Origin of the sequence: Balneola sp. (assembly GCA_002694685.1) — a bacterium.
Lineage (GTDB): Bacteria > Bacteroidota > Rhodothermia > Balneolales > Balneolaceae > Gracilimonas.
This window is the reverse complement of record NZMW01000001.1, coordinates 326841-352324: the sequence shown is the minus strand read 5'-3', so window position 1 is coordinate 352324 and position 25484 is coordinate 326841. Positions and strand designations below refer to the sequence as shown.

Below are 25484 nucleotides of genomic sequence, written 5' to 3'. Positions count from 1 at the left end.
ATACCTCTCTTTTATGCACAAAAATAGCGCCTATTCTAATTATAAAGCATTTCTTAAAGCGCTGATTTCAGAATATTAAATATCTCAGCATGTATAGATTCGGGAGCTAACCCTGCATTTATTGTTTTAAATCGGGATTCTGTACGGGCTAAATGTTCGAAGCCCTCAAAAACTCGCTTATAAAAGGAGTCTCCTGAGAGTTCCATCCTATCCTTCTCAAAGTTCTTGGTGCGCTCAGCTGCCTCTTCTAAGCTCAATCTTAGATAGAAGGTAAAGTCAGGGATCATTTTGTGAGTGGCCGCAGCATTTATTTGGTGAATTTGTTCGATGGGCATGCTTTCCCGACCAAACCCCTGATATGCAATTGTAGAGTCATAAAAACGATCCAGAATAACAATAACGTTCTCCTTCAATAATGGCCTGACTTTCTCTGCAACCAGCTGTGAACGAGCAGATGAAAACAGCAGTAGCTCTGTAACCGGATCAATATCTATTTCAGGATTAAGAAGCATTCCGCGAATCATTTCCGAGACATCAGTCCCTCCGGGCTCCCGAAATACTTCTACTCTATGCCCCAACTCAATAAGTTTTTCTTTTAACAGGGAAATCTGTGTAGACTTCCCGCTTCCGTCTATTCCTTCAAATGTAATTAGCATGTAGCAAAGTTAAGGAGAAATGAGGTATAGATAAATTTGTTTCTACTCGGCAATACTAGTTCAATAAATTTTAATCGCTTTTAAACATTAAACCTACCATTTCTTATCTTCGGTAAAAAGACGGATAAAACTCATTCATGCCCAATAAAAAACGAATTCTTATTACTTCGGCGCTTCCTTATGCTAACGGACCTATTCACCTTGGTCACCTTGCCGGAGCCTACCTCACCCCTGATTTTTATGCTCGATATAAAAGAAGAACTGACGCCGATGTAGCTTTCATCTGCGGTTCGGATGAGCACGGTGTGCCTATTACCATAGCTGCCGAGAAGGAAGGCGTTTCCCCACAGGATATTGTGGATCGTTATCATGGAATGAATAAGAAAGTGTTCGAAGATTTCGGGATTACTTTCGATTACTACGGTCGCACCAGTTCTAAAGTGCACCATGAGACATCTCAGGAATTTTTCACAACTCTTTATGATAAAGGGTTCTTCAAGAAGAAAACGGAAGAACAGCTTTATGATCCTAAAAAGAATATGTTTCTTCCGGATCGCTATGTAAAAGGAACTTGCCCGAATTGTGGTTTTGAAGAAGCGTACGGTGATCAGTGTGAAAACTGTGGAACCTCTCTTTCCCCTACTGAGCTCAAAAATCCTGTCAGTGCCTTATCCGGTGAGAAACCTGAACTGAAAAAGACTGAACATTGGTACATGCCGCTTGGTGATGTACAACCCAAGCTCGAAAAATGGATTGAGACCCGTGAGAATTGGAAGCCTAATGTAATGGGTCAGGTAAAAAGCTGGCTCAACGACGGGCTTGCCGATCGTGCCGCCACCCGCGATTTAAGCTGGGGCGTTCCCGTTCCTTTGGAAGAAGCTGAAGGAAAAGTTTTATACGTATGGTTTGATGCTCCGATTGGATACGTATCGGCTACCAAAGAATGGGCTCAGGAACAAGGAAAACCAGAGCTATGGAAAGACTTCTGGCAGGATGAGAATACCGAGCTGTACCACTTTATTGGAAAAGACAATATTGTATTCCACTGCATTATGTTCCCCGTGGTATTAATGGAGCATGGCGATTATGTGCTTCCTAAAAACGTACCTGCCAACGAGTTTCTAAATTTAGAAGGACGGAAACTGTCCACATCCAGAGGCTGGGCGGGTTGGTTACATGAATATTTAGAGGTCGATGAATTTGAACCTGATTTACTTCGCTATGCATTAGGGGCTACTCTTCCAGAGTCAAAAGATTCTGATTTTTCATGGAAAGATTTTCAAACCCGTATCAATACAGAGCTGGCTGATGTTTTAGGGAACTTCACCAACCGTTCTCTCTCCTTCACTGCAAACTATGCGGAAGGAAAAGTACCGGAATTGATAAAACCTTCTGATCTGGATAAAGAAACGCTGCAGGCAATCGAAGATCAGAAAGAGAAAGTCACTCAGGCTTATGAAAACTTCCGATTTAAGGAAGCAATTAACGAGACTATGAACCTGGCTCGAATTGGAAACCGGTATTTCACCGAAACCGAGCCTTGGAAAACCCGCAAAGAAGAGCCGATCAAATGTGGAAACACCTTGCATGTTAGCTTGCAGATCAGCGCGGCACTCTCCTGCTTGTTTGACCCGATTCTCCCAGCCAAAATGAAGCAGCTTAGATCCCAATTCAGCTTAAATGATGATTTTAGCTGGGATGATATCACCCCAAATATGCTGGAAAAAGGAACTCCTGTAATCCAGGGCGATATATTATTTGATAAAATTGAGGACGAACTCATCGAAGAACAAATTCAAAAACTACACGACAAAGCTAAAGCCGCTGACCCAGCACCTGACGTTCCGGAACTCAAAGATGACATTGACTTCGGAGATTTCATGAAGCTGGATTTGCGTGCAGGTAAAATCCTGACGGCAGAGAAAATCGAAAAATCTAATAAACTCCTGAAGTTTACGGTAGACATCGGACTTGAGAAACGGCAAATTGTTTCAGGAATAGCAAAGCACTTCAAAGCAGAAGATCTGCCCGGACAAAAAGTAAGTGTGGTAGCAAATCTGGCTCCTAAGAAATTGATGGGCGTTGAAAGTCAGGGTATGATACTGATGGCTGAAGATTCTGAAGGCAATCTCAAATTTGTTGAAACAGAAGCTGAACCGGGAAGTCCGATTACCTAATCATTTGCATTCCTGATTTCACATTCTTCCTAAATAATTGAACACATTGAGTATTTCTTCAGACGACATAAAAGACTGTACTGTTAGTGGGTTAGAAAATTATCCCCTTGGTTACAGTATCGATAACAATCAGACGATTTTTAGGCTCTTTGCTCCCAAAGCTACTGAAGTAGTGGTCGTTATATATGATAGGTACGAAGCTAAAGAAGGACTGTCTTTTCCACTTCAGCGAAGTGATGAAGGGATATGGGAAACAATTATTCAGGATAACTTCATCAATAAATGGTATGCTTATAAATTAGATGGGCCATCTGATGATCCGGCTTTCATAAAAACTGACTACCCTATCGCAGATCCGAGAAGTCGTCATGTCACTTCTGTGAATCATCACCTTCAATTCCCTAAAACAAAGATCACAGATGATGCCCAGTATGACTGGGAAGGTGATAACTTTGTTGCTCCTGAAGATCCAAGAGATCTGATCATCTACGAGACACATATTAAGGATATGGTGGCTCACTCCTCTGCGAAAACATATGTTCAGGGAATCTATAATGATTTCAGGGAAGCAGAAGTCGGTGGAATAAAGCATCTAAAGAAGCTTGGCGTAAATGCTGTTGAATTCCTTCCATTACAGAAATTTGGCTTTTTTGAGCCTCCTTTTAACGAAAAGACGGAAGAAGGCATTAAAAACACCTGGAACCCTTACGCCCGCAATTATTGGGGCTATATGACATCCTTTTTCTTTGCCCCGGAAACCATTTATGCTTCAGACGCAGATTTAACTCCCGGAGCCGTTACAGGGAAATCAACCAAAGCTGAATCAGAACTTAAAGACTTGGTGAAGGCTCTGCATAAAGAGGAAATTTCTGTGATTATGGATGTAGTGTATAATCATGCCTCTCATTATGATTTAAATCCCCTCAAATACACCGCTAAAGATCATTACTTCCGGTTGGATGAAAAAGGAAACTTCCTGAATGACAGCTGGACCGGTAATGACATTAATACCCAGGCTGCACAAAGCCGTGAACTGATTGTTGAATCAGTAAAGCACTGGATGACCGAATACCATATTGACGGTTTTAGATTTGATTTAGCAGGCATTATAGACTGGGAAACAATTGATTTAATCCGCGAGGAAGCTCAGAAGATCAATCCCAATGTTATCCTTATTGCCGAACCTTGGGGCGGTGATTATAAGCCTCAAGGATTTTCCGATCACGGTTGGGCTTCTTGGAACGATAAAATCAGAAATGGCTTCAAAGGATATCACCCTACCGAAAGTAAAGGATTTGTTTTTGGTAACCTTGACCCGTCGATGACTCGATATGGTCTTGAAAACCTGATTAGAGGAACTCTGGAATCTGGAGAGCACGGTTTATTTAATCATTCCGCCCATTCAGTAAACTACATAGAAAGCCACGACGGGTATACACTTGGGGATCATATCAGAATTGCATTAGATCATGCCAAAGCCGAGCAGGTCTTTGATGATAAAAGTCAGATAACCACACTTTCTAAGACGGAAATGAAGATATCCAAACTTGCTGCTCTCTCTTTATTTGTGTCTCAGGGAATAACAATGATGCATGCCGGGCAGGAATGGGCTCGCTCAAAAGTAGTCCAAGATCCCGCCGGCGTTGATCCCAAAAAAGGTAAAATTGACCGTGACACCTACAATAAGGATGATGAGACGAACTGGCTGAATTTCAATGAAATTTCCATCAACCAATCTTTATTCAAATACTATCAAGGATTAATTAAGCTGAGATTAAATGCCCCAGCTCTAAGGAAGGCTAAACCGGAAGAAATAAATTTCAAAGTTTATAACGATCCGCTTCATGTTACATTCTCAATTGACGGAAAAAGTTCAGGTGATATGTATGATTACTTTGTATCATTGAACGCGAATAAAGACCACGCACACGAAATTATTCTTCCCAGTGGTTACTGGGAAGTGATCATTAATCCTGATAAAGCCGGCTTTAAGACCTTGCAAAGTGTAGAAAAATCATTGCACGTTCCGGCTAGTTCAGGAATCGTTTTAAGAAAGTTGCGTGTGAGCAAAGCTTAAAATATTTTACGACTCTAAATTAATCATCCTAAGGAGGAAAACACTTGGCTGAAACAACCACAACCGATCGCGGTTCCTGGAATTCAAAACTTGGTTTTATATTAGCTGCTGCCGGTTCTGCAGTAGGGCTCGGTAACATCTGGGCTTTCCCAACAAAAGTTGCAACCGAAGGTGGCGCAGCATATCTGTTGGTTTATTTGATATGTACATTTGCCATTGGCTTTCCCGTGATGGCAGCCGAGCTTGCAATAGGACGCCGATCTGGTAAAAACCCCGTTGGTGCGTTTAAAGCTATTAGCTCTAATAAATTCTTCCCCTTAGTAGGTCTGTGGGGTGTAATTTGTGGAGTGATGATTCTCTCCTTTTATACCGTAATTGCTGGTTGGGCATTTGGCTTCGCCTTTGAAGAGATTTTCTTCTACTTCGGATGGGATACCGCTGCTAATTGGCTCACCGACACCAATAATGGCTTCAGAAACGCGATTATAGCTACTGTGTTTATGTTAGGTACCATTAAAATTATTACCGGTGGGGTTAGTGATGGTATTGAACGCGCCACAAAAATGATGATGCCTTTACTTATTGGTATTATCGTCATCATGATCATTTACGTATTGATGCAGCCTGGTAGCGCTGAAGGTGTGAGTGTTTATCTGTTGCCTGACTTCAGTAAAATCAATGCCGGTTTAATATTCTCGGCCATGGGTCAGGCTTTCTTTTCTCTTTCTTTAGGGATGGGTGCTTTGATTACTTACGGTTCTTACCTCAATAAAAAGGAGAATATCCCACAAGCTGCCGCTTTTGTAACACTTGCTGATGTTGGGATCGCTTTCCTTGCAGGGCTTCTGATAGTTCCAGCAATGTACTTAGCGCAAAGCCAGGGAATTAATATTAATGCTGGTGGGTCTTTAGCTTCAAGTACAGACCTTGTATTTCAGATACTTCCCGCACTATTCCACACTATTGGTGGCGCAGTGGGATTGATTCTGGGAGTAACGTTCTTCCTTCTGCTAAGCATAGCTGCCCTGACTTCTACAATTTCATTATTGGAAGTACCGGTTTCCTATGTTATTGATGAATTTGAAGTGAAGCGAAAAAAAGCAGCCTGGTCGGTTGGTCTATCTATTCTTGTTGTTTCAATTGTAGTAGCCTTCTTCCCTTCCCTTATTGGGTTATTCGATTACCTATTCAGCAGTATAGGTCTTCCATTGGGTGGATTCTTAATCTGTATTTTTGTGGGCTACTTTTGGACTACGGATAACGCAATCAATGAAATGGAATATGGCTTTGCAGGAATCAAACAAACTTTATTTGTGAAGGTTTGGCCGATATTTATCAAGTATATTTGTCCGGCTGCCATACTTTACAACCTGATTTCTAATTTCATTTAAACACGTTTGTTATCCAAGCGGTCAGGTAGTATTTTTGAGCGAAATTTTATTAGAGGAAAATTAAAGAATGTCAAAAGTATCAACATCAGATTTCAGAAACGGCATGGTTCTGGATATGGATGGAGAATTCTATTCAATTACTGAGTTCCAACATGTGAAACCCGGAAAAGGCCCTGCTTTTGTAAGAACAAAATTAAAGGGAATTTTAAACGGAAAAAATATAGATAAAACCTGGCGCTCAGGTGAAAATGCCGAAGAGGTTAGAATTGAGCACCACGAGTATCAGTACCTTTATAATGACGGTGAACTGTACTATCTGATGCACAACGAAACCTATGAACAGGTTCCTATTAACGCCAGTCAGGTTGATCGAAAGGGTTATTTTGTGGAAGGACAATCCTGCAAAGTACTTCTAAATGCAGATGAAGAGTCTATTTTACTTGCCGAGCCAAAAGATCAAATTGATGTGATAGTTGAACAAACTGATCCTGGCCTTAAAGGTGATACCGCGCAAGGCGGAAGCAAACCTGCCACCCTTGAGTCTGGAGCTACTGTTAATGTGCCTTTATTCATCAACCAAGGCGAAAAAATTAAAGTTGATACGAGAACCGGAGAATACTTAGAACGAGCTAAATAATAAGATATCATGGATTTAAAACTGATTAAAAATATTTTAGACCTCATCGCTGATAGCGATGTTAATGAAGTTTCTCTTGAAGAAGGCGACTTCAAAATTAAAGTTAAAAAACAAGGAGAAGTTCAACAGGTTAGCTATACCCAGCCTGCTGCGCCTCAACCTCCGGCACAACCGGCAGCTCCTGCAACTCAGCAACCTGCCGCACCTTCTTCTGGTCAGGACGACTCCTCTTCCGAGGCTGCTGATGGCGATACAGTTACCTCACCAATTGTAGGAACTTTCTATGAGTCTCCATCTCCCGATTCTGATCCTTTTGTGAAAGTTGGAGATAAAGTTTCTAAAGGTGATACGCTGTGTATTGTAGAAGCCATGAAAATTATGAACGAAATAGAAGCTGAATTCGGAGGTACTGTCAAAAAAATTATTGCCAAAGACGGACAGCCTGTTGAGTTCGAACAACCATTATTCATAATCAAAAAAGACTAAGCGGCTTTCATGTTCAAAAAAATTCTGATTGCCAATCGAGGAGAAATTGCACTGCGAATTATTCGCACTTGCCAGGAAATGGGCATCAAAACGGTAGCCGTTTACTCTACCGCTGATGCTGACAGTCTGCACGTGAAATTTGCTGACGAGGCCGTTTGTATCGGACCTCCCCCAGGAAAAGAGAGTTACCTGAAGATCCCAAGTATCTTAGCAGCAGCTGAAATCACAAATGCAGAAGCGATACACCCGGGATATGGATTCCTTTCTGAAAATGCTGAATTCTCACGTATCTGTGGAGAGCACGACCTGAAATTTATAGGTCCATCACCTGATGCCATTAACCGCATGGGTGACAAGGCTGTAGCTAAAGCTACAATGATCAAGAATAACGTTCCCGTTGTTCCTGGAAGTAAAGGTGAAGTTGATAGCTACGAAGAAGCGAAAAGCGTTTGTGATGAAATTGGTTATCCAGTTATTATCAAAGCATCTGCCGGCGGCGGCGGGCGTGGTATGCGAATGGTTATGGAAGCTTCAGAGCTTGAAAAGAATTACAAGATGTGTCGAAGCGAGGCAGAGACATCTTTTAATAACCCTGCTGTTTATATCGAACGCTTTGTTACTAATCCTCACCACGTTGAAATTCAGGTTTTATCTGACCAACATGGAAATCACATTCATTTAGGCGAGCGTGATTGCTCTTTACAGCGGAGACATCAAAAAGTACTCGAAGAATCTCCTTCCCCACTCATGACTCCTGAGCTCAGGAAACGAATGGGTGATGCTGCTACCAACGCAGCAAAAGCTGTAAATTATGAAGGAGCCGGTACTGTAGAGTTTTTGGTTGATGATGACCATAATTTCTACTTCATGGAAATGAATACACGAATTCAGGTTGAGCATCCGGTTACTGAAGAAGTAACAGGCATTGACCTCATCGAACAGCAAATTCGTGTTGCTGCAGGAGAGAAACTTCCTGAATTCGAGCTGGAGTTTACGAATCATGCCATCGAGTGCCGAATTAATGCTGAAGATCCGGCTCATAATTTTCGGCCCTCTGCTGGAGAAGTAACGGTTTTTCATCCACCCGGTGGCCATGGAGTGCGTTTAGATACTCATGCTTATTCCGGATATCGTATTCCTCCGCACTATGATTCTATGATTGCCAAGCTGATTGTTAGTGCTCCTACTCGTGAAGATGCGATCAAAAAAATGAAGCGAGCACTTAAGGAATTCATTATAGAGGGTATTAAAACCACTATTCCTTACCATATCCAGCTTATGGATGATGAAAATTTTATTAAAGGCAAGTTTGATACCAAGTATTTAGAAAGAGAATTTAAATTTATAGCAAAAGAAGACTAAAATGAGCCTACCAGCTGATCTTAAATATACCCGAGAGCACGAATGGATTAAAGATAATGGCGACGGTACTGCCACTATCGGTATAACCGACTTTGCTCAAGGTGAGCTTGGAGATATTGTATTTGTTGAACTTGAACCTGAAGGATCAGAATTTGATAAAGACGATACCTTTGGTACTGTAGAAGCTGTTAAAACGGTTTCTGACCTTTACGCCCCTGTTGACTGTGAGGTTATTGAAATTAATGAGAAGCTTGAAGATGAGCCTGAACTCGTTAACGACGATCCTTATGGCGAAGGCTGGATGGTTAAGATAAAACTTACTGATACCTCTCAGTTGGATGATCTCCTATCTGCTGAAGAATATGAAGAAGTAATTGCTTAACAATATTATTTAGGCCGGATTAGAATTATCCGGCTTTTCTATTTCGACTTTACTCACTCTCTAATAAAATATTTACATGCATAGCCGACACTCGGAATGGATTCTCATCCTAGATTACGGTTCACAGTTTACTCAGTTAATTGCACGTCGGCTGCGCGAACTTCAGATTTACTGTGAAATTCACCCCTACAATGTAAATCTTGAAGACGTTTCCACCCCTACTCCTTCCGGAATAGTCTTATCAGGTGGACCGAAAAGTGTAAACGATGACGATGCACCAGGCCTTCAAACAGAAATTCTGGACTGGGATATACCAATTCTGGGAGTCTGCTATGGCTTACAACTGCTCGCCCATACTGAAATTCCGGGAAGTGTAGAAAAAGCCGAAAAGAGAGAATATGGCCGTGCAAATCTACTTATTGATAATAGCGAAGACTTACTTAAAGATATAAAAGAAGACAGCGTCGTATGGATGAGTCATGGAGATCATATTCATGAATTACCTTCTTCTTATGAAGTTATTGGTCATACAACCAATGCTAAAGTAGCAGCAGTACGGCACAAGGAAAATCACATCTATGGAGTTCAGTTTCATCCCGAAGTTGCTCACACAGAATTTGGCAAACAACTCCTCAAGAATTTCGCTTATGATATATGCGACCTAAAAGGTGACTGGACATCAGAATCTTTCATAGACGAGCAAATTCAATCCATTCGAGAAAAGGTTGGAGATGATAAGGTTTTATGCGCCCTTTCAGGTGGGGTTGATTCAACCGTTGTTGCTACGCTACTACATAAAGCAATTGGTGATCAGTTAGAGTGCGTTTTTGTTGATAATGGCTTGTTAAGAAAGAATGAGTTTGAGTCAGTCATGCATCTCTATACAAAAGATTTAAACCTCCCGGTCCGTGGCGTAGATGCGACTGAATTATTCCTTGGACGATTAGAAGGCATTTCTGACCCCGAGGAAAAACGTAAGATCATCGGGAATACATTCATTGATGTTTTCGAAGATGAAATTGGCGAGGATACTGATTTCAAATATTTAGCTCAGGGCACCCTATATCCGGATGTCATCGAAAGTGTATCCTTTAAAGGACCATCTGCTACTATAAAATCACATCATAATGTTGGCGGACTCCCTGAAAAGATGAAGCTTGATCTCATTGAGCCTGTTCGAGAATTATTTAAAGATGAAGTACGTGAAGTTGGAAGAACCTTAGGAATACCTTCACACTTTATTGGTCGTCACCCTTTCCCCGGACCAGGATTAGGAATCAGAGTGATCGGCGACCTATCCAAAGAGCGCTTAAGTTTACTGAGAGAAGCTGATTTTATTTTTGTTGAAGAGCTTAAGAAGCAAAAATTATACAATGAAGTTTGGCAGGCACTCGCCGTTTTACTCCCAGTACAAAGTGTTGGTGTGATGGGTGACGAACGCACCTATGAGTTTACAATTGCATTAAGAGCAGTAACAAGCCTTGATGGGATGACCGCCGACTGGGCTCACCTCCCCTACGAATTTCTTGCCGATGTCTCCAATCGTATTATCAATGAAATTAAAGGGATTAATCGCGTAGTTTACGACATAAGCTCAAAACCACCGGCTACTATCGAGTGGGAATAATTTATCAGAACTTTTTAGCTTGAGCCAAGTTATAAATCAGGTAACCAATCTATACATCTTGATGAAACGACTTCTTTTTTCTTTTGCACTCATAATTATTTTTGGAACTTCAGTTCAAGGTCAATCCATTGAAACCGGGATTGAATTTTATGAAGAAGGCAACTACGAACGTGCACTTCGCATATTTCAGAATTCAGACGCCCCTACCGCTAATCTATTTGCCGGTAAAAGTTACTTTGCCCTTAATAACTTCATCAAAGCAAAGCACTATTTAAATCTTGTTGATAGCACCTCAGGTGACGTTTTTGCAGAGGCTAAATACACTAAAGCACTAGCTGAATTTCAATTAAAGAATTTTGCAGCTTCTCTTGACCTCCTGCATGAACTCAAGCAGGATTCTAAGTCACCCTCTGTTTCCAGAGCTGCATTTAGTTTTTATCGTGATGTAGTGAATTACTTAACTCTCGATCAACGGTTTACAGCCTTTCGGTCATCAAATTATGATGAGGTTCGGTTAGACCTTGTTGAAGCCGGTGTTGGAGTATTGGAACTAGAATCTGCTAAAGCTTTATTTAATGCCTACAAGAAATCTACCGTTTCTGATACAGCTGATTATGCCTCAATTGAAACCTTACTTAGCGATTCTGCTGCTTATTGGCAGAGGTACAATCCAAACAGATACACCAAAGCGCCATCCGGATTAGCTTATAACATTGGTGTTGCTCTCCCGGAATTTAATATTGAAACATCAGAATTTGAGATTCCTCAACACTTGTACTTTGGCATTCAGCTGGCGGTTGAAAAATTTAATAGTGAAAATAGTGATGTAAAGTCATTCATTACCTATAAAAATACCGAAGCTAAAGCTTCAAAAGCAGCAAATATTGCTAATGAGCTGGTTTGGAATCACGATGTGGATGTCATTATTGGCCCTCTATTCTCTGAAGTGGCTAAAGGAATGTCAGCCTATGCGGAAAACTATGAGATTCCCATGCTCACTCCTCTCGCAAACTCGGATAGTCTCAATTTAGATTTAAACTATACCTATCAGCTTAATCCAACCTTTGCCGTCCAGGGCAAGAAAATGGCTCGCTATGCCATTCAAACCCTTGGGTACGACACTCTCGCTGTAATTGCAGAGCGTGGCTCTCTCGGCGAACCCTCAGCTTTAGCCTTTCTTGATGAAGCGCGAGTCTTGGGTGGAGAAGTTGTTCGATACTATGTAGAAGACTTGGAATCGGATGGATACGATATCAGTAAGTATATGACAAACTTTGATCCTGAAGTCGATACCGTTTTTAACTATGGTATTGACGCAGTCTACGCCCCATTCACAGGAAATATTGCTGAGACTCTAATTAGCTCTCTCTTAACAAATTTAGAGGCCATAGATATCGATATGACGGTTCTAGGATCTGAAGAGTGGGAAACGGTTGATCTGCAAAACAGAAATTTACCGGATACTGAAATCTACTATACCAAAACTTTTGAAAGAGACCCGGGCAATACAGACATTGAAGATTTTGAAAGTGAATTCAGGATACGTTTTAATATGGATCCCAATCGTTTCGCCTTTATTGGGTATGATGCTGCAAACGTGGTGTTGCAGACTTTAAAAAGAGTTCAAAACCCAGCGTACCTGAAAGAAGGCTTGAAGAAGTTTAATAACTATAGAGGCTTAATAACCAATGTCAGCTTTAGAAATACCCACATTAATCAGGAAGTAAAAATTAAGCGGATTAGTAATCAGGAATAACGGCTTGAAAGAGGTTCTTTTATTTAACGGGTTTCTTTCTCTTCCCTTTGCTGTTCAGCTTCCCTTCTTCGCTTAATTCTGTACTGTTCTCTAAGCCAGATTCTCCATTTCTCGCTTTCTACTTGATGCTCTTGGAAAGTTCTGGTGAAAACATGCCCACCTTCAGGATTAGCAACCATATAAAGAAAATCATGATCTTCAGGGTATAAAGTCGCTTCGATAGTTGAAAGGCTTGGGTTGGTGATGGGTCCTGGTGGTAAACCACTATTCATATAGGTATTGAAAGGATGATCAACCTGATAATCTTCAAATAAAAGCCGTCTTCTTTCTCCAATTGCAAAGTTTACCGTTGGATCGGCTTGAAGTCTCATTCTACGATCTAAGCGATTCCAGTAGAGCCCACTTATTGTTGACTTTTCTTCCTGATTGTACGCTTCCCATTCAACAATAGAAGCCATCGTGACAACTTCGTTAATCGTTAGGCCACGTTCTTTGGCTTGAGCTCTAAATTCATCGGTAACAGATTCATTGAAAGCTCTCAGTACTTTACTGACAAATTCTTTTGGGGAGCTTGTCCAATAAACTAAATAGGTTTCCGGTAACATCCGGCCAAACAACTCTTGCTCACTCAATCCTTTTTCTAAAAGAAACAAAGAATCTTTCAAGACTTCTTCGAGTTCTTCTGAACTAAAACTCAAATTTTTAGAAACCGATGCTGCTAATCTTTCCTGCGTAATACCCGGTAGTATAACCGTAGAAACAGGGTCTTGTATTCCCCTCGCCATTTTAGAAAGGAAACTGTTGTAAGAGTAATTACCCTCAAATACATAACGTCCACGCTGTAAATTTCGCCACCCCAGTAGACGAGCAGCCCAATCTATCTCATCTTTATCATATTCAATGGACTTCGCCTCAAGTTGAGACTGAAGATCAGAAAGCGAGGAGTTTTCAGACAAAATGATCTCTACCTCTTCTTCAAATTCAATGGAGGAGTTAGAGGTCAGCCGAGTTAAACGAGAACTCATAACAGCGACTAAAATCAACACAAAAATGAGCAGAGTCGATACGAGTTCAGGTTTTGTCAGGGATATTTCTTTCTGCAGGTTCATGCGCTAAAGATACAAATTGATAATTAAAAGAGAAGTTTGAAGCCTAACTTAATATTCTGAATAATTTTCGAATAAACTGAAACATTGGAAACTGTAGGTCGTAACCATTCACCGAAGAGCAAAAGAGCTTTTGGATGCTGCATAAGCACCAAATGCCCTAAAGAAAAAAACCCGGATCCTGATCGGTCCGGGTTTCTTTTTGTCTATGAATTTATGATCGATATACATTTATCATAAACAGGATATGATCATTTAACTCTTTGCCGATTAAAGAAGCCCCTTCCCTGATATCCTCACGAGGTACACTAGCCGCAAACTTGGCATCCTTTAACTTCTTGGTCACCGATTTAACTTTCATATCTTCAAACTTATTGGGACGCATTAGAGAAACTGCATTCATAAATCCTGATAATTCATCGCAAGCAAAAAGATAGCGTTCAATTTCAGTTTCAGGTTTCTTTCCTGTCCGCTTAGGGGCATGAGCTTTAATTGCTTCTATAACATCTGTTGAGTACCCGGCATCAGGCAATATCTCATTAATTGCTTTATGGGGATGTTCATCCGGGTATTTTTCCCAGTCGAGATCGTGTAACAATCCTGCTTGCCACCACTCCTCTATTTCGTCATTAGTTTTACCAAGAGAAATTGCATAAGCTTCCATTGCCTGAGCAACCATTTCAGAATGATTAATCAAGCTCTCACTTTTGATAAATTTGTTTAGAAGTTTTCGCGACTCATTTCTTGAATTTGAATTCATAACATCTGTCTTATAATTGTTTGCGTATTAATAATTGCATAAATGGATTGAAATAGTTTAACATTCAACGTTTATTACAAGTAACTAAAAATATTTTTAACCAAGACTAACATGCGTAGCCTTTTACTACTTTCCTTACTGACAATATTGCTACTCTTCTCAAACTGCATTAACAATGTAGAAAATTTAAAAACAACAGATGACATAGATCCGGAAGATGTCAGTTATTCCGCTGACATCCAGACTATTTTCACTTCCAGCTGTGGCGGTAGCGGATGCCACGTTGGTTCATCCATAAATGGAGTAAATGTTTCATCCTATAATGCCACAATGAACAGCATTGGCTCACAATATGGAACTGAGATTGTTGTACCCGGTAATCCTGATGACAGTCCACTGGTAGATAAAATCGAAGCTAACCCTGAAATTGGATCTCGAATGCCTTTAGGAAGAAGTAGTTTAACCCCTACTGAAATTAACCAAATAAGAGCCTGGATTACAGGCGGAGCTGAGGACAACTAGAATGAAGAAAGTAATTACGACCCTCCTTTTTTTACTTATTTACGCCAACATAGCAAATGCTCAGGAATATATGACTGATAGCGGCACTGCTATATTTCACTCTGAAGTACCCCTTCACACCTTTACCGGCAGTTCTGATTTCCTCACTGGTTTAGTAAACCTGGAAGATGGAACCGTTGATTTCTATCTGGACTTAACCACTCTCGACACTGGAATACAAAAGCGAGATCGAGATATGAAGGAAACTCTTGAAACCGAGAAATTTCCCTTTGCTGAGTTTTTCGGTTCACTAGCTACAGATTTTAATCCCGATGATACCAGCGAACAACCTGTTAAAGTAACGGGAGATTTTAAGATTCACGGAGTTAGCCGCGAAGTAACTATTGATGGCACCTTACAGATGACTCCGGAAGGCCTAATGGTAACCGCAAATTGGGTCCTGGAACTTGAAGATTATGATATTGTCCCACCTAGTTTACTTTTTGTGAAGGTAGACCAGGAACAGAAAATTGAAATTGAAGCCCTACTAAAACCAACTGAAAACTAATATGAGCTTTAAGAAAACCGCTCTCCTTATCCCAATACTTTTATTCGGAATACAAACACTACAGGCACAGATGGAGCGAAAGCGTGCTGTTCAAGACGGACCTGTTGAAGATATATTCCTATCGGGTAGTATTGCCGGTATCAGTACTGTTGAAGGATTGCCGGCAAAGAACCTAAACTCTATGGTGATGCATAATTTCGGACTCTTCTCAACCGGAATTGAGAACTTTTTTGGGATCGACGGCGGGGCTGCTGTTCGTCTTGGTATAGATTATGGTTTAACGGACAGATGGGATATTGGAATTGGCAGAAGCGGTCTTGAAAATACCGTTGATTTCAGAACCAAATATATCCTACTGCATCAACTTAAGTCGGACAAAGTGCCTGTTCAAATTGCTTTTAAGGGTGATATTGGCGTAACAACACAGAAAGAAAGAAGATTTGATTACACCTTTACAGAGCGGCTCAATTACCTAGGCTCTTTAATGATAGCAAGAAAGTTTAATGAAAATTTCAGCCTTCAAGTAAGTCCTATGGTTGCTCATTTTAACACCTTGGTTTTAGAAGATGGAATCCCTACCCCAAATCATACTACATTCGGTGTTGGAATTAGTGGACGATACAAATTGAACAATCGTAAATCTTTCGCTTTTGAGTACCTACCAGTTGTAGGAGACCGGAATCCGGGCACCATCAATCATATGGCTATTTCTTATGAAATTGATACCGGTGGACACGTATTCCAGCTTTTTATGATGACAGGACAGTGGTTTACTGAACAACACCTATTAACCCGAACAGATACCAATATCTTAGATATGGACTTCCGTTTCGGATTTAATATCAATCGATTTTTCGGAATTGGTAAATAGAACTCTTTTTAAACGTATGAACGTATTTCCTGAGCAACATTCCTATTGTATTGAAAAGCCATATCTTTGTAATTGACCAGGTCGACTATAGTACCAATCAGGCATAGTCCACCAGTAAATATGTACAAAATACCCATTCCAATTTGGTTCAGTAATAGTCTGTGTACTCCTGCAATCAGGAAAAAGCCAAGTATACAAGTTATGAGTACTGTCTGTGGATCCTTTCTTCTGGAGCGATAAACTGATGCGAATTTTGATGCTTGTTCGTCTGTTAGATCGGAAAATAATTTCCCCACGTAGAGTGATTCATCGCCTTCAATTTCTGGTAGATGATCAATTACATTAGCCATGTGTTTCCTTCTTTGTAGTTAGTTTTGAATCTTGATAGAGTTTACGCCAAATATAAATCACTCTTGAACTTAGGATAGCCACTGCAAATGGTCCTGCAAAATGCGCTTGCATTGCAGCTGAAAAGTCTCCCCTAAAAGTATAGGATATTGAATGCCCAAGACCTTCTCCGGGACAAAATTCGATTCCAATCCACTCAAAAAAGCACAATGAGGTACCTGTATTTTCAGGGCTCATTAAGCCAAGTAGTAGAATTCCGAATCCAAATACCATCCATTCAAGATGTTTTCTTACGTAGCGCATAGCTTGGTTACGAGTACTTTTACTGTATGTTTCTATTCACTGCTAATTAATGTTTTCGGAAAATAATACGAGAGTGTAAAGAAAATTCTATTCGATCGATATACCTGGCTTGTCGAAATTTCACTTCCTAAGCCAAACTCCCAGAAATTTCTGAATTTATGCTGAAATTCTAGTCTTCCAGAGAAAAAGAAACCTTCACGGCGTTCATGTCTACCCATTATTTCTCCCGTAAGCTGTGTCCTATACTCAAAGGTATTTGGGTTTCGATATTGTAAATCTAATCCAATACCCTGTGCAAAATATTGGTCAGGAGTATAATAAGGAATACCACTTATAAAACTCTGTGTCGCATCTGAATAACTAACTTCGCCAAGTGGTCTAAACTTCCATTTCGATTCCATAAGGTCAAGAATTACTCTGCCCTGCGCTCCATACCGAAATACGTTATTCGTGAAATACTTACCAGATGCAGAAAGCGCAGTCGTAATATTCCCGTCAAACCAATAGTCCTGTCGGTAAACCTGAAGTTGACTCTGATAATAATCATTTTGAAGAGATGTTGATGTTAGTTCTGCTCCTCCGGTAAGTTGTACAGAGGTAAATGAAGAGTCCTTCGAATACCCCACTGAAACCAGTGCTTCAGGAATGAAATCACCTTCCCCAAATAAGACCGTAGGTCCGGCTCTGAATTGAAATTGCTGGTCATCTGACCGGTGAGCGAACTCATAACCGAGCCCCTGATAATTAAAAACTGTGCTGGTTTGGGTTGCATTATCAGAGAAAATTAAGTACTCTGATTTAAAAGAATGGGTGTTTTTCCTTCGATTCCCAATCTCAACAGAAACTCCTCCTCTTCCAAATGTATTGTCAAAATTGTCATCCCGGTATTCACCAAAAACTGTTGCTTTGACTCCCCGATTTCTTCTGTATTCGTCCTGAAGATCTCCTTCCTGGTCTTCATCAAAAAACTCAGGGTATCTTTTGTAGAAGTCTTTCTTCTGATCGTAAGACAAATAGCCAATTTCATTCCTCATGAGCGTATCGGCAGCTAAACCCTGAGTATTTTGGCGTTCGAATAAGGGATATAAAACCTTATAAGATTCTTCTGCCAATCCTTGATAGAATAAATTAGTACCTATAAATGATCTTAGACTATCATCTGCAGGGCTATTTGTTATCATTTTCTTTGCTTGAGCAATATAAAGCTCATCGTAGTTAAGCTGACCAAGCCAGTAGAGCTTCAATCGCTCGTCAAAATTAGGAGCATTATTAGCCCAGAATAAAGCCTGCTGGAAATCATTGGCATTAAATGCGTACATAAATGCTAAGTTTGAGGCAAAAGGAGTCAGCTGTGGGTATGATGAAGTAGAAAACTCCTCAACAAAATCCATGGTGCTGTCCGGGATTTCGTAGTAAAACGATCTCTGCAATGCAAAAGCGTATAATGAATCCGTTTCTGGATTCATGCTTAACAATCGTCTCAGGTTCTCTTTCATTTCCGGCCAGTTTTCCTGGCTTTCAATAGATTTTGTATAGTTTAATAAGGTGTTGTAGTCATCAGGATTTAGCTGAAGTTCTCGTTGTCTCCACCTTCTTTCAAAATCTTCTCCGAATAAACCCAAAGCAGCAACTGCTTGATTTTTTAAGGCTATTACTTGCATTGAAGCATATTTAGCCCACAGATCTTCCAAAAATAGTTCAGCACGTGTTTGCATGCCTTCCCAACCATAGTATGTCAACAACCTTTCCTGATCTCGCTCTGACCAATTCTCGTTGTTTAAGAGTCGATTTTCCAAAATGGTTATAGCTCTGGACATCTGGTTGAACTCTGTACTGAGTGTGATTAAATTCTCCTGGTTTGCAACGCTTTGAGGATTCATCCTCCAGGCTCTGACAGCATCTTCAAGCCGGGTATCTCTCCATTCCTCTCCGGAACCACTAAACCCACCAGAAGCGACCAGGTACTGCTGATAATTTCCCACCTGATCCCGAACTAAGTTCCTTACAAATTGTTGATCAAAGTAATATGATTTTTCAAAATTAGGCACAAAAAAGATTTCACTTTCAGTACTGAACTGGTAAAGATATCCATCCCAAATTTCTGTTCTCTGATAGCTTAAACCTTGCTTGCTCAAAGTTGACTCAGTTTCCAGAGCTTGATCTTCAGTTACATACATATACCAGTACTTGGTGCTATCTTGAAACTTCGGGATATAGTTTGCTCTAAAGGATGTGTTCACCTTCAAAGAAGCTCCGGATTGTGTGTATTTAGTCAATCTTCTTCGCCAATCTTCAGCTCTCTTGCCTCCCTGAGTAGCAGTAACAAAACGGCTTTTTGGAAAATGTTCCATGGTGAATTGTACCCGATCCCGAAAAAGGTGATATAAGCCATAGTCATATTCTTGGGAAGATTTCCAGCCAAGCCCAAGAGGGTTTCGGCTAGTAAATTCATCTTCCGCTCGTTGTGTAACCTGAAACACATCATCAGGATGAATAAAATGGTTCCATATCCCTGTAACTAATTGCATGCCCTGTTGGTCAAGCAGGGAATTTTCGTTCATGGTGAACCCACTTGTAACTCTCGGATAGTCAAACAATTGACCCGGAGCGTAAGGATCAGGATCGAATTCTCTTCCCTGCCCTTCTTCTTGAACACCAAAGTAAAGAGAGCTCATATATCTTATGCTCGGCATACCAATGGTGATTGCAAGAATACCAACTGAATCAATTTCATTAGTCGGGGGCACATAATTAGTGGGTAGTTTACCAAGATTATCAACTCGCCATCTTTTACGTGCAGCCTGAAGGGATGAAATCATAAAGTTGATGTTATCCCAATCCTGCTCCCACAGTGAGAAGTGGTTGTATCCGTGAAAAGCCAATTCATGCCGAGTATTCTTCACATCATTCGCGAGGAAAATGCTCCCTTGTACAATATTTTGATTATAAATTATTGATCCCTGTCGCCACTCTTGAAAATCAAACGGCGGAACGACATTAGCGTTATAGTTAAATGCCGTCATAGCTGAATAATCGATATTAAAGGTATCTGCAAATGCCTGCATATCCTGCCACCAGATTTTACTAACAAACTCGGCATGGGTCACATCATACTCTTCATCAATTGGAGGAAGCTTCTGGTTGTATAACGGAGCCGGAAAGTCATCCAGGAAAATAGTACTCACATTGGCAACCTGATAAGGAACCCCTTGTAATCCTTTAAGGATGGATGAGAAAATAATCCCTCTGTATATTTTCCCTCCCAACACATAACTGTTTATAGTGATTACTTCACCTAATCCAATTTTATTAGATACAATAAAAGGTTGATTCTCATCTGTAGCTGTACTTGCCAGTATGTTTACTGAGCTTTTGAATTCCTCAGCTAGTAAACCGTAATGAGGTAGTAATCCATCGTAATTGTAGGTCATGCCTTCTACACCCGGAAAAGCTTTACTAAAGAGCTTATATCCGACGCTTAGTGAATCCACATTATACTCTGTATCAGTCTTTAAGCCTTGTAGGAATGCAAAATTCTGTGAACTAACGGGGCCTGTCAAAACAATTGAATTCCCCCTGGCAACAAATTCTACTAATTCCTCAAAATCTTCGGTTCTTAGTTCTTGCACCCTATCAGTAGTAATAACGAGACTTCTTACACTATTTGGAATAGAAAATTCTCGGGAAATAATGCCAAGGTCGATGGTTAGATAAGGTATTTTAGTGTAATCAAGAGCCTTTACAACCTGTGCAGATACTTCAGTGCTAAAATCATTTGCCTGATTTTTAAGTACCATGACAATTGGAGATTGAGCATTGACGTCTAAAGTCCTGATAAAAGGATCATTATCAGTACAACTTGAAATAAGCAGCACTCCAATAAGTAAAAAAGCAATAGAAATGCTTTTTAGCATTCGAGACATACTGGAATAAATTTTCCCAACCTTATTTGAATAACCTCGCAGCACGTCCCTCCTCTGTAGAATATATGTTCTTTAATACACCACTGATGCTAGATTCGCCTTCACGATTTATAATTTCATAGACAATAGTTTCTTCTGTCTCATGATAGACTTCCAGTACCCGGTCTTCCAGTTCTCTAAAAGAAACTAACCACTGCTCGAGATCTCGCATAGTTCCCTGTGCATCATATAAGATACCCTGCTGAATAGAGCCATATGGCGGTTTTTCAACAAAGAGGAAAATACTAGCTGGTGGAATTTCTTCGGTATCCAAACGCTCGTCAACTGGAACCGTTAAGTATTGCTGATATAAGGAATCTATAGCACCGTAGTTATTAAGAAAGTATTGGTAATTCATGAAAAAGTGTCTGTTAGTAGCTAATTCACGATCTAACTCTGGCCCAACAGTGGCATATGTATAAGGAATTCTTTCATTGATGATGTTATAATAAGCATCAAAAAAACCATTTGGTTGGGTTGTTGGGAGAATTCTACTAACCTGAATTCCACTTTGTAAAAACAGAAACAAGGTTGCCAGCCCTACTACCATCGACGGTGCTAAATATGGAGTTATTACTTTTGATGATGCAATCACCCATTCAATGAAAATGAGAATTGAGTACAGTAGAAGTCCTGCAAAAATACAGATTAACACTCCATAAAAAGTGTTTAATTGATCCGGATCAACATAAATATATTGGTAATTAAAATATGGGGTGTAAATATATGATACGATAAGAAACAGGATCAGGAATGAGATTTCCTCTCCGATTCTGTCCTTACTTTGAACAAAGAATCGAGCTAGATATCCAAGTAATAGTAGCCCTCCAACAAGTATATAGATTACGCTAAGATCTTCTATGGGAATAATTAGATTTGGGGTAAAACTGAATACTTGCGTATTGAAAAGTTGATCCTGAAAGAAATTGGCTATGTTAATTCTGTGAGCCAGACAGTACTGAATATAGGGAGATATAGACAAGGCTATTACGAGGATAAGTCTCGATGAAATTCTAGTAAACCGATTAAAAAGATTTTTTCTCGGAATAGAAATAAGTCCAACTATCAAAAATGGTATTAATACCATTAATAGAACAAACAAATCAGATAGTGCCGTTGCAGCAATACCGGCATAAATATAAAACCAAGGGGTTTTCCCTCCAGAACGAATATTCCGGAAGAAGAAAAGCATCGTCGGCAACGCAAAACACATTGCGAATGATAGACTTGTTAACTCGGATTCCAGTTCCAAGGAAATAGGAATAAATAGAGTGGGGAAAATTCCATACAACAGTGCCGAAAAAAGTGCTGCTGATGGATGTTTACCCCTTGTTAAATCTTTAACAAACCAGAAAATAATTATGGTTAGGAAAAAGCTTATTAGCCCACCCATAGTGTGAAGAATCATTTCCGGGCTAACCTGAGTGATCGTGCTAAAGAAATGAATCATAGAATGCATTCCTTTAGGTACAGGATATCCAGTAAAATATTCTTGAAGGCTTAGAGCTTTAACAGCATCAAGCTCGAAGTACCAAGCTCTTGTAAATGGTGATGAATTACTTATTGATGGAATAACCCGCAGAATAGAAGCACCTATTCCAATCAGAATAGCAGCGAAGGTATAGGGACTTTCGTAATTGAGGGAAGGTTTTTTTAGAAATTTATCTTTTATGTCTTGAAGGGTTAGCCTCCTGATTTTTTCGATAAATTTCACGTGAGTAGCTACTACCCTGTTTTCACCCATCGTAAAAATATCAACAATAGAATTCCCCTCCCATGAGCGCTGGAAAAATTTTATAAGCAGAGGTATCATCAAAAGGCAAAATAGAACGCTTATAAAATCATAAATATTGAGGGTGACAAGAATAAAAATTGCAGTAATTATCAGTCCACCAAGACCCACCCAGGAAAAAATAACACGATCTATACCCTTCTTTTTACCAGCATAGCTGAAAAAGAGTGGTGTTATAAACCCAAATACAAAGAGAAACCCTACGGTTATTCTTATGACCGAAAAAATTGCCTGAAAATCGTAACTCATTCCTTTTTAACTTTCAGGTTATTAGTAATTGAGTCTGGTTGAATCGGCAATTTTGACAACCCGATATTACTTATAAAATATGGTCTTCCAAGAGTATCTAACCGGGTAGTCAGTTGTTTTCTTTTTATGTCAGAATCAGCAAAGCCAACTATGAAGAATGGTTTATTGCTTTGCCCGGCATAGTAATTGAGGTAAGTCAGGCGATCATTAAAATCCTCAGCAGTGCGAACAGAATACTCTTTACTAACAAAGTTATAGTCAGAAGCTAACGCCTCGGTAAGAAAGGCATCAATATCATCTTTGGTTCTGTCTAGCAAGAAAACTCCTGCGTTTTGGATAATCACTTTATTTGGATAATTCTTTCGTATGCCTTCAATCATCTCCACCATATAGGGCTGAAGATGTCCACGTTCTGTAACCGGTGATACGGCATCAATCGTATCAAGGAAAAGCCCATCCACTCCTTTAGCAATAATCTCAGGTATAACTTCATTTAGTATCAATTGTCTTGATTCTTTTTTTTCTAAATCAATGAAGTAGCTATTCTAATTATCATTCTTCCCAACAAATCCAATTTCTTTAAGTCGATTAAAATACCAGCGGTTCTCATCTACTTCACCTAAAGTGACATAGGCAATAATTTTAGTACCTGTTGAGCGTAATGCGCTCATTTCCTCTTTTGAATAGAAATCAGGTTCAATTATCACCATACCATAATTATCGACCTGTTCAGGCGTAACTTTAGCGTAACAAACACCAAAAGGGGTATGATCCGGAACTGAAAAAGTACTGGAATCTGAACTTTTACATTGTGTGAGCAGAAGAGCCATAAGTAATCCTGATAAAAGCTTTATACGCATTATTCAACACCAAGGCTCACACAACCTTCCCACCCAAGTGCCTGCAACAATTGGATTGCAGTGGGAATCAAAACCATATCAAATTCAATATCAGCCCTTTCCATTAGCCCTTTTGATAAGAGTTCCATCCACTCATCATCAGATTTTGATTTATCATCAGCATGCGTCTCAACAAAATCAACGACATATTCAAACAAACCAACAATCTTACCGGTCCATGGTATGCTTTCGCTCTCAAGTCCACTTGGAGTTCCATTACCATTTACCCATTCATGATGCGTTTTTATTCCCTCAACTACCTCTCTTTCAATAGCAAGATGTTCCACTAAATTAGCACCAATCAAAGGATGAGATAACTCACCCCCGATAGTTTTAGCTGATTCGATGCTAATGGCTCCAACATAGCCGATATCGTGAAGTTTGGCCGTTAGCATTATGGTTTTCATTTCGTCGTCTTCAAGCCCAAAGAACATCCCAAAACGCTGCACAAAAGCCATCATCCGAGGAGTGTGATGTTTTGTCTTTTCACGGCTCTTTTCAATACTCCTGAGCATACTGTAATAGGCCTCTATTAACTGATCTGAGAACTGTTCGTTTTTAAAACGATAATCAAAAATATTAGCCAGCGACATCCCAATCTTCGAAATAAGGCCGGAAAAATCAAAAGAAGCTTTCTCTGTGGGTTTCTCAACCAGCATATAGCCTGAGTGGTGTTCGCCATTGAAATAAATGGTTTCTACTTCTTTGCCCCACTTATCAAGAAAGGCTTTTCCAGTTTTTGTGGGTTGGACGTTGTCACCCTTAACCTCAAATAGTGAACTTTCAGCATCAGCGGAAAATTGAGCAGCTACAGCTTCCGTCATTCCAATGGATGCCAGTAACTTTTGGCCGGTTTCTGTGAATTCTACCACGCAACCAGTTTTAGTCTTTCCCCCATGTACAACATATCGAAGGATTATTTGAGCAATACCTTCAGTATTTAACTTACCGGTACCAAGGTCATCAACTACCGTTTGAATTTTTTGTTCATACTCTTTGATAGGATTAACCTCTTCTTCATCGAGGCTTATTAACCAGCTTGCAAGAATTCTACCTACAATGGATAATTTTGGGGTTATTTGATCCGGACTTTTTGTGTATGGGCCAGCGCAGTAAATCCCCCATAAATCTCCACCTTTTGTGAAAAGCGGAATATGTTCACATTGCCCTATAGAATGAGATGTTATACCCTGTTCTAGAAAGACATCATCCATATCCATTTTCTTTTCCAGGTTCTGAAGCTGGTACTCAAAGTCTTTTATGTATTCTTTCTGCTGAGGAGTTTGTTTGTGTGCAGGGCGTTCTTCGTTCTTCTCTTTAAGTATGTTTTTTGTGATTACGTGTCGGCGATGCAGTATCAGTTTATTCTCTTCTGCTTTATAAATGAAGTGAACAGGAGCTCGATAGAGTAAATCCATCCATGCAACAATATCGCTGAAAGCCGGAGTTTCTTTTCTCGAAAAATGTTCTGCTGAAAGCTCCCAGAATTCAAGTTGTTCTTCAGAGTCAAACTCTTCCATGGAAAAGGCTTTGCTGAGCCGAGACCCTACCGCATGTATATAACTTTTGACGTC

General features: G+C 40.0%; 22 protein-coding genes. 12 read left to right on the top strand and 10 right to left on the bottom strand.

Annotation, left to right across the window (positions count from 1 at the left end; translation table 11 throughout):
• Positions 1 to 53 precede the first annotated feature (53 nt).
• Entirely contained in the window at positions 54 to 656 is a 603-nt protein-coding gene (gene tmk / locus CL667_01435) for a dTMP kinase (protein ID MAL16345.1), read from the bottom strand.
• A 137-nt stretch (positions 657 to 793) separates the two neighbouring features.
• Here tmk and CL667_01430 point away from each other — a divergent pair, with 137 nt between their 5' ends.
• The 9 genes from CL667_01430 to CL667_01390 all read left to right on the top strand — a co-directional run bounded on the left by CL667_01430 (position 794) and on the right by CL667_01390 (position 12551).
• The gene (locus CL667_01430) at positions 794 to 2833 is read left to right on the top strand and encodes a methionine--tRNA ligase (GenBank protein ID MAL16344.1); all 2040 of its coding nucleotides are present in this window, start codon (positions 794 to 796) and stop codon (positions 2831 to 2833) included.
• 37 nt (positions 2834 to 2870) lie between these two features.
• Positions 2871 to 4910, top strand: coding sequence for a pullulanase (locus tag CL667_01425; protein ID MAL16343.1), 2040 nt, complete (start codon positions 2871 to 2873; stop codon positions 4908 to 4910).
• Positions 4911 to 4954: 44 nt separating this feature from the next.
• The gene (locus tag CL667_01420) at positions 4955 to 6301 is read left to right on the top strand and encodes a sodium-dependent transporter (GenBank protein ID MAL16342.1); all 1347 of its coding nucleotides are present in this window, start codon (positions 4955 to 4957) and stop codon (positions 6299 to 6301) included.
• A gap of 67 nt (positions 6302 to 6368) precedes the next feature.
• Positions 6369 to 6938, top strand: a complete 570-nt coding sequence (gene efp, locus CL667_01415) for an elongation factor P (GenBank protein ID MAL16341.1) — start codon at positions 6369 to 6371, stop codon at positions 6936 to 6938.
• A 9-nt stretch (positions 6939 to 6947) separates the two neighbouring features.
• On the top strand, positions 6948 to 7424 hold the full coding sequence (gene accB / locus CL667_01410; GenBank protein ID MAL16340.1) for an acetyl-CoA carboxylase, biotin carboxyl carrier protein: 477 nt from the start codon (positions 6948 to 6950) through the stop codon (positions 7422 to 7424).
• 9 nt (positions 7425 to 7433) lie between these two features.
• Positions 7434 to 8786: an acetyl-CoA carboxylase biotin carboxylase subunit gene (gene accC / locus CL667_01405; protein ID MAL16339.1), complete on the top strand. Its 1353-nt coding sequence runs from the start codon at positions 7434 to 7436 to the stop codon at positions 8784 to 8786.
• Between the two features lies 1 nt (position 8787).
• Positions 8788 to 9168 carry a glycine cleavage system protein H gene (gene gcvH, locus CL667_01400; GenBank protein ID MAL16338.1) on the top strand — a complete coding sequence of 127 codons (381 nt, stop codon included), beginning with the start codon at positions 8788 to 8790 and terminating at the stop codon, positions 9166 to 9168.
• Between the two features lie 76 nt (positions 9169 to 9244).
• Positions 9245 to 10795: a glutamine-hydrolyzing GMP synthase gene (locus CL667_01395; protein MAL16337.1), complete on the top strand. Its 1551-nt coding sequence runs from the start codon at positions 9245 to 9247 to the stop codon at positions 10793 to 10795.
• A gap of 61 nt (positions 10796 to 10856) precedes the next feature.
• Complete coding sequence (locus CL667_01390) at positions 10857 to 12551, top strand: hypothetical protein (protein ID MAL16336.1); 1695 nt, start codon at positions 10857 to 10859, stop codon at positions 12549 to 12551.
• Positions 12552 to 12574: 23 nt separating this feature from the next.
• On the opposite strand, the gene CL667_01385 is transcribed toward CL667_01390, so the two are convergent.
• A complete protein-coding gene (locus CL667_01385) occupies positions 12575 to 13660 on the bottom strand; it encodes a hypothetical protein (protein ID MAL16335.1) in 1086 nt (361 codons plus the stop codon).
• A gap of 211 nt (positions 13661 to 13871) precedes the next feature.
• Positions 13872 to 14417 carry a hypothetical protein gene (locus CL667_01380; protein MAL16334.1) on the bottom strand — a complete coding sequence of 182 codons (546 nt, stop codon included), beginning with the start codon at positions 14415 to 14417 and terminating at the stop codon, positions 13872 to 13874.
• 111 nt (positions 14418 to 14528) lie between these two features.
• Here CL667_01380 and CL667_01375 point away from each other — a divergent pair, with 111 nt between their 5' ends.
• Genes CL667_01375 through CL667_01365 form a run of 3 tightly spaced genes read left to right on the top strand, consistent with a single transcriptional unit; the run spans position 14529 to position 16357 of the window.
• On the top strand, positions 14529 to 14939 hold the full coding sequence (locus CL667_01375; GenBank protein ID MAL16333.1) for a hypothetical protein: 411 nt from the start codon (positions 14529 to 14531) through the stop codon (positions 14937 to 14939).
• 1 nt (position 14940) lies between these two features.
• Positions 14941 to 15486 carry a hypothetical protein gene (locus CL667_01370; GenBank protein MAL16332.1) on the top strand — a complete coding sequence of 182 codons (546 nt, stop codon included), beginning with the start codon at positions 14941 to 14943 and terminating at the stop codon, positions 15484 to 15486.
• Between the two features lies 1 nt (position 15487).
• Positions 15488 to 16357 (top strand): hypothetical protein, encoded by an 870-nt coding sequence (locus tag CL667_01365; protein ID MAL16331.1) that lies wholly within the window; start codon positions 15488 to 15490, stop codon positions 16355 to 16357.
• 8 nt (positions 16358 to 16365) lie between these two features.
• On the opposite strand, the gene CL667_01360 is transcribed toward CL667_01365, so the two are convergent.
• From CL667_01360 to CL667_01330, 7 genes are read right to left on the bottom strand one after another with little or no spacing between them, the layout of a single operon-like run.
• Positions 16366 to 16707, bottom strand: coding sequence for a hypothetical protein (locus CL667_01360; protein MAL16330.1), 342 nt, complete (start codon positions 16705 to 16707; stop codon positions 16366 to 16368).
• Entirely contained in the window at positions 16700 to 17008 is a 309-nt protein-coding gene (locus tag CL667_01355; protein ID MAL16329.1) for a hypothetical protein, read from the bottom strand. Before CL667_01355 ends, CL667_01360 begins: the two co-directional genes overlap by 8 nt.
• A gap of 32 nt (positions 17009 to 17040) precedes the next feature.
• Complete coding sequence (locus CL667_01350; protein MAL16328.1) at positions 17041 to 20931, bottom strand: hypothetical protein; 3891 nt, start codon at positions 20929 to 20931, stop codon at positions 17041 to 17043.
• A gap of 22 nt (positions 20932 to 20953) precedes the next feature.
• Positions 20954 to 23011, bottom strand: a complete 2058-nt coding sequence (locus tag CL667_01345; GenBank protein ID MAL16327.1) for a hypothetical protein — start codon at positions 23009 to 23011, stop codon at positions 20954 to 20956.
• Positions 23008 to 23514, bottom strand: a complete 507-nt coding sequence (locus CL667_01340; GenBank protein MAL16326.1) for a hypothetical protein — start codon at positions 23512 to 23514, stop codon at positions 23008 to 23010. Before CL667_01340 ends, CL667_01345 begins: the two co-directional genes overlap by 4 nt.
• Positions 23515 to 23556: 42 nt before the next feature.
• Positions 23557 to 23841, bottom strand: coding sequence for a hypothetical protein (locus CL667_01335; protein MAL16325.1), 285 nt, complete (start codon positions 23839 to 23841; stop codon positions 23557 to 23559).
• Positions 23842 to 23870: 29 nt separating this feature from the next.
• Entirely contained in the window at positions 23871 to 25430 is a 1560-nt protein-coding gene (locus tag CL667_01330; protein MAL16324.1) for a hypothetical protein, read from the bottom strand.
• Positions 25431 to 25484: the final 54 nt, after the last annotated feature.

Bases quoted from the DNA above. Each gene is read 5' to 3' on its own strand.
- tmk (MAL16345.1), bottom strand. From the start codon at position 656: ATGCTAATTACATTTGAAGGAATAGACGGAAGCGGGAAGTCTACACAG.
- CL667_01430 (MAL16344.1), top strand. From the start codon at position 794: ATGCCCAATAAAAAACGAATTCTTATTACTTCGGCGCTTCCTTATGCT.
- efp (MAL16341.1), top strand. From the start codon at position 6,369: ATGTCAAAAGTATCAACATCAGATTTCAGAAACGGCATGGTTCTGGAT.
- accB (MAL16340.1), top strand. From the start codon at position 6,948: ATGGATTTAAAACTGATTAAAAATATTTTAGACCTCATCGCTGATAGC.
- accC (MAL16339.1), top strand. From the start codon at position 7,434: ATGTTCAAAAAAATTCTGATTGCCAATCGAGGAGAAATTGCACTGCGA.
- gcvH (MAL16338.1), top strand. From the start codon at position 8,788: ATGAGCCTACCAGCTGATCTTAAATATACCCGAGAGCACGAATGGATT.
- CL667_01395 (MAL16337.1), top strand. From the start codon at position 9,245: ATGCATAGCCGACACTCGGAATGGATTCTCATCCTAGATTACGGTTCA.
- CL667_01390 (MAL16336.1), top strand. From the start codon at position 10,857: ATGAAACGACTTCTTTTTTCTTTTGCACTCATAATTATTTTTGGAACT.
- CL667_01385 (MAL16335.1), bottom strand. From the start codon at position 13,660: ATGAACCTGCAGAAAGAAATATCCCTGACAAAACCTGAACTCGTATCG.
- CL667_01380 (MAL16334.1), bottom strand. From the start codon at position 14,417: ATGAATTCAAATTCAAGAAATGAGTCGCGAAAACTTCTAAACAAATTT.
- CL667_01375 (MAL16333.1), top strand. From the start codon at position 14,529: ATGCGTAGCCTTTTACTACTTTCCTTACTGACAATATTGCTACTCTTC.
- CL667_01370 (MAL16332.1), top strand. From the start codon at position 14,941: ATGAAGAAAGTAATTACGACCCTCCTTTTTTTACTTATTTACGCCAAC.
- CL667_01365 (MAL16331.1), top strand. From the start codon at position 15,488: ATGAGCTTTAAGAAAACCGCTCTCCTTATCCCAATACTTTTATTCGGA.
- CL667_01360 (MAL16330.1), bottom strand. From the start codon at position 16,707: ATGGCTAATGTAATTGATCATCTACCAGAAATTGAAGGCGATGAATCA.
- CL667_01355 (MAL16329.1), bottom strand. From the start codon at position 17,008: ATGCGCTACGTAAGAAAACATCTTGAATGGATGGTATTTGGATTCGGA.
- CL667_01350 (MAL16328.1), bottom strand. From the start codon at position 20,931: ATGTCTCGAATGCTAAAAAGCATTTCTATTGCTTTTTTACTTATTGGA.
- CL667_01345 (MAL16327.1), bottom strand. From the start codon at position 23,011: ATGAGTTACGATTTTCAGGCAATTTTTTCGGTCATAAGAATAACCGTA.
- CL667_01335 (MAL16325.1), bottom strand. From the start codon at position 23,841: ATGGCTCTTCTGCTCACACAATGTAAAAGTTCAGATTCCAGTACTTTT.
- CL667_01330 (MAL16324.1), bottom strand. From the start codon at position 25,430: ATGGAAGAGTTTGACTCTGAAGAACAACTTGAATTCTGGGAGCTTTCA.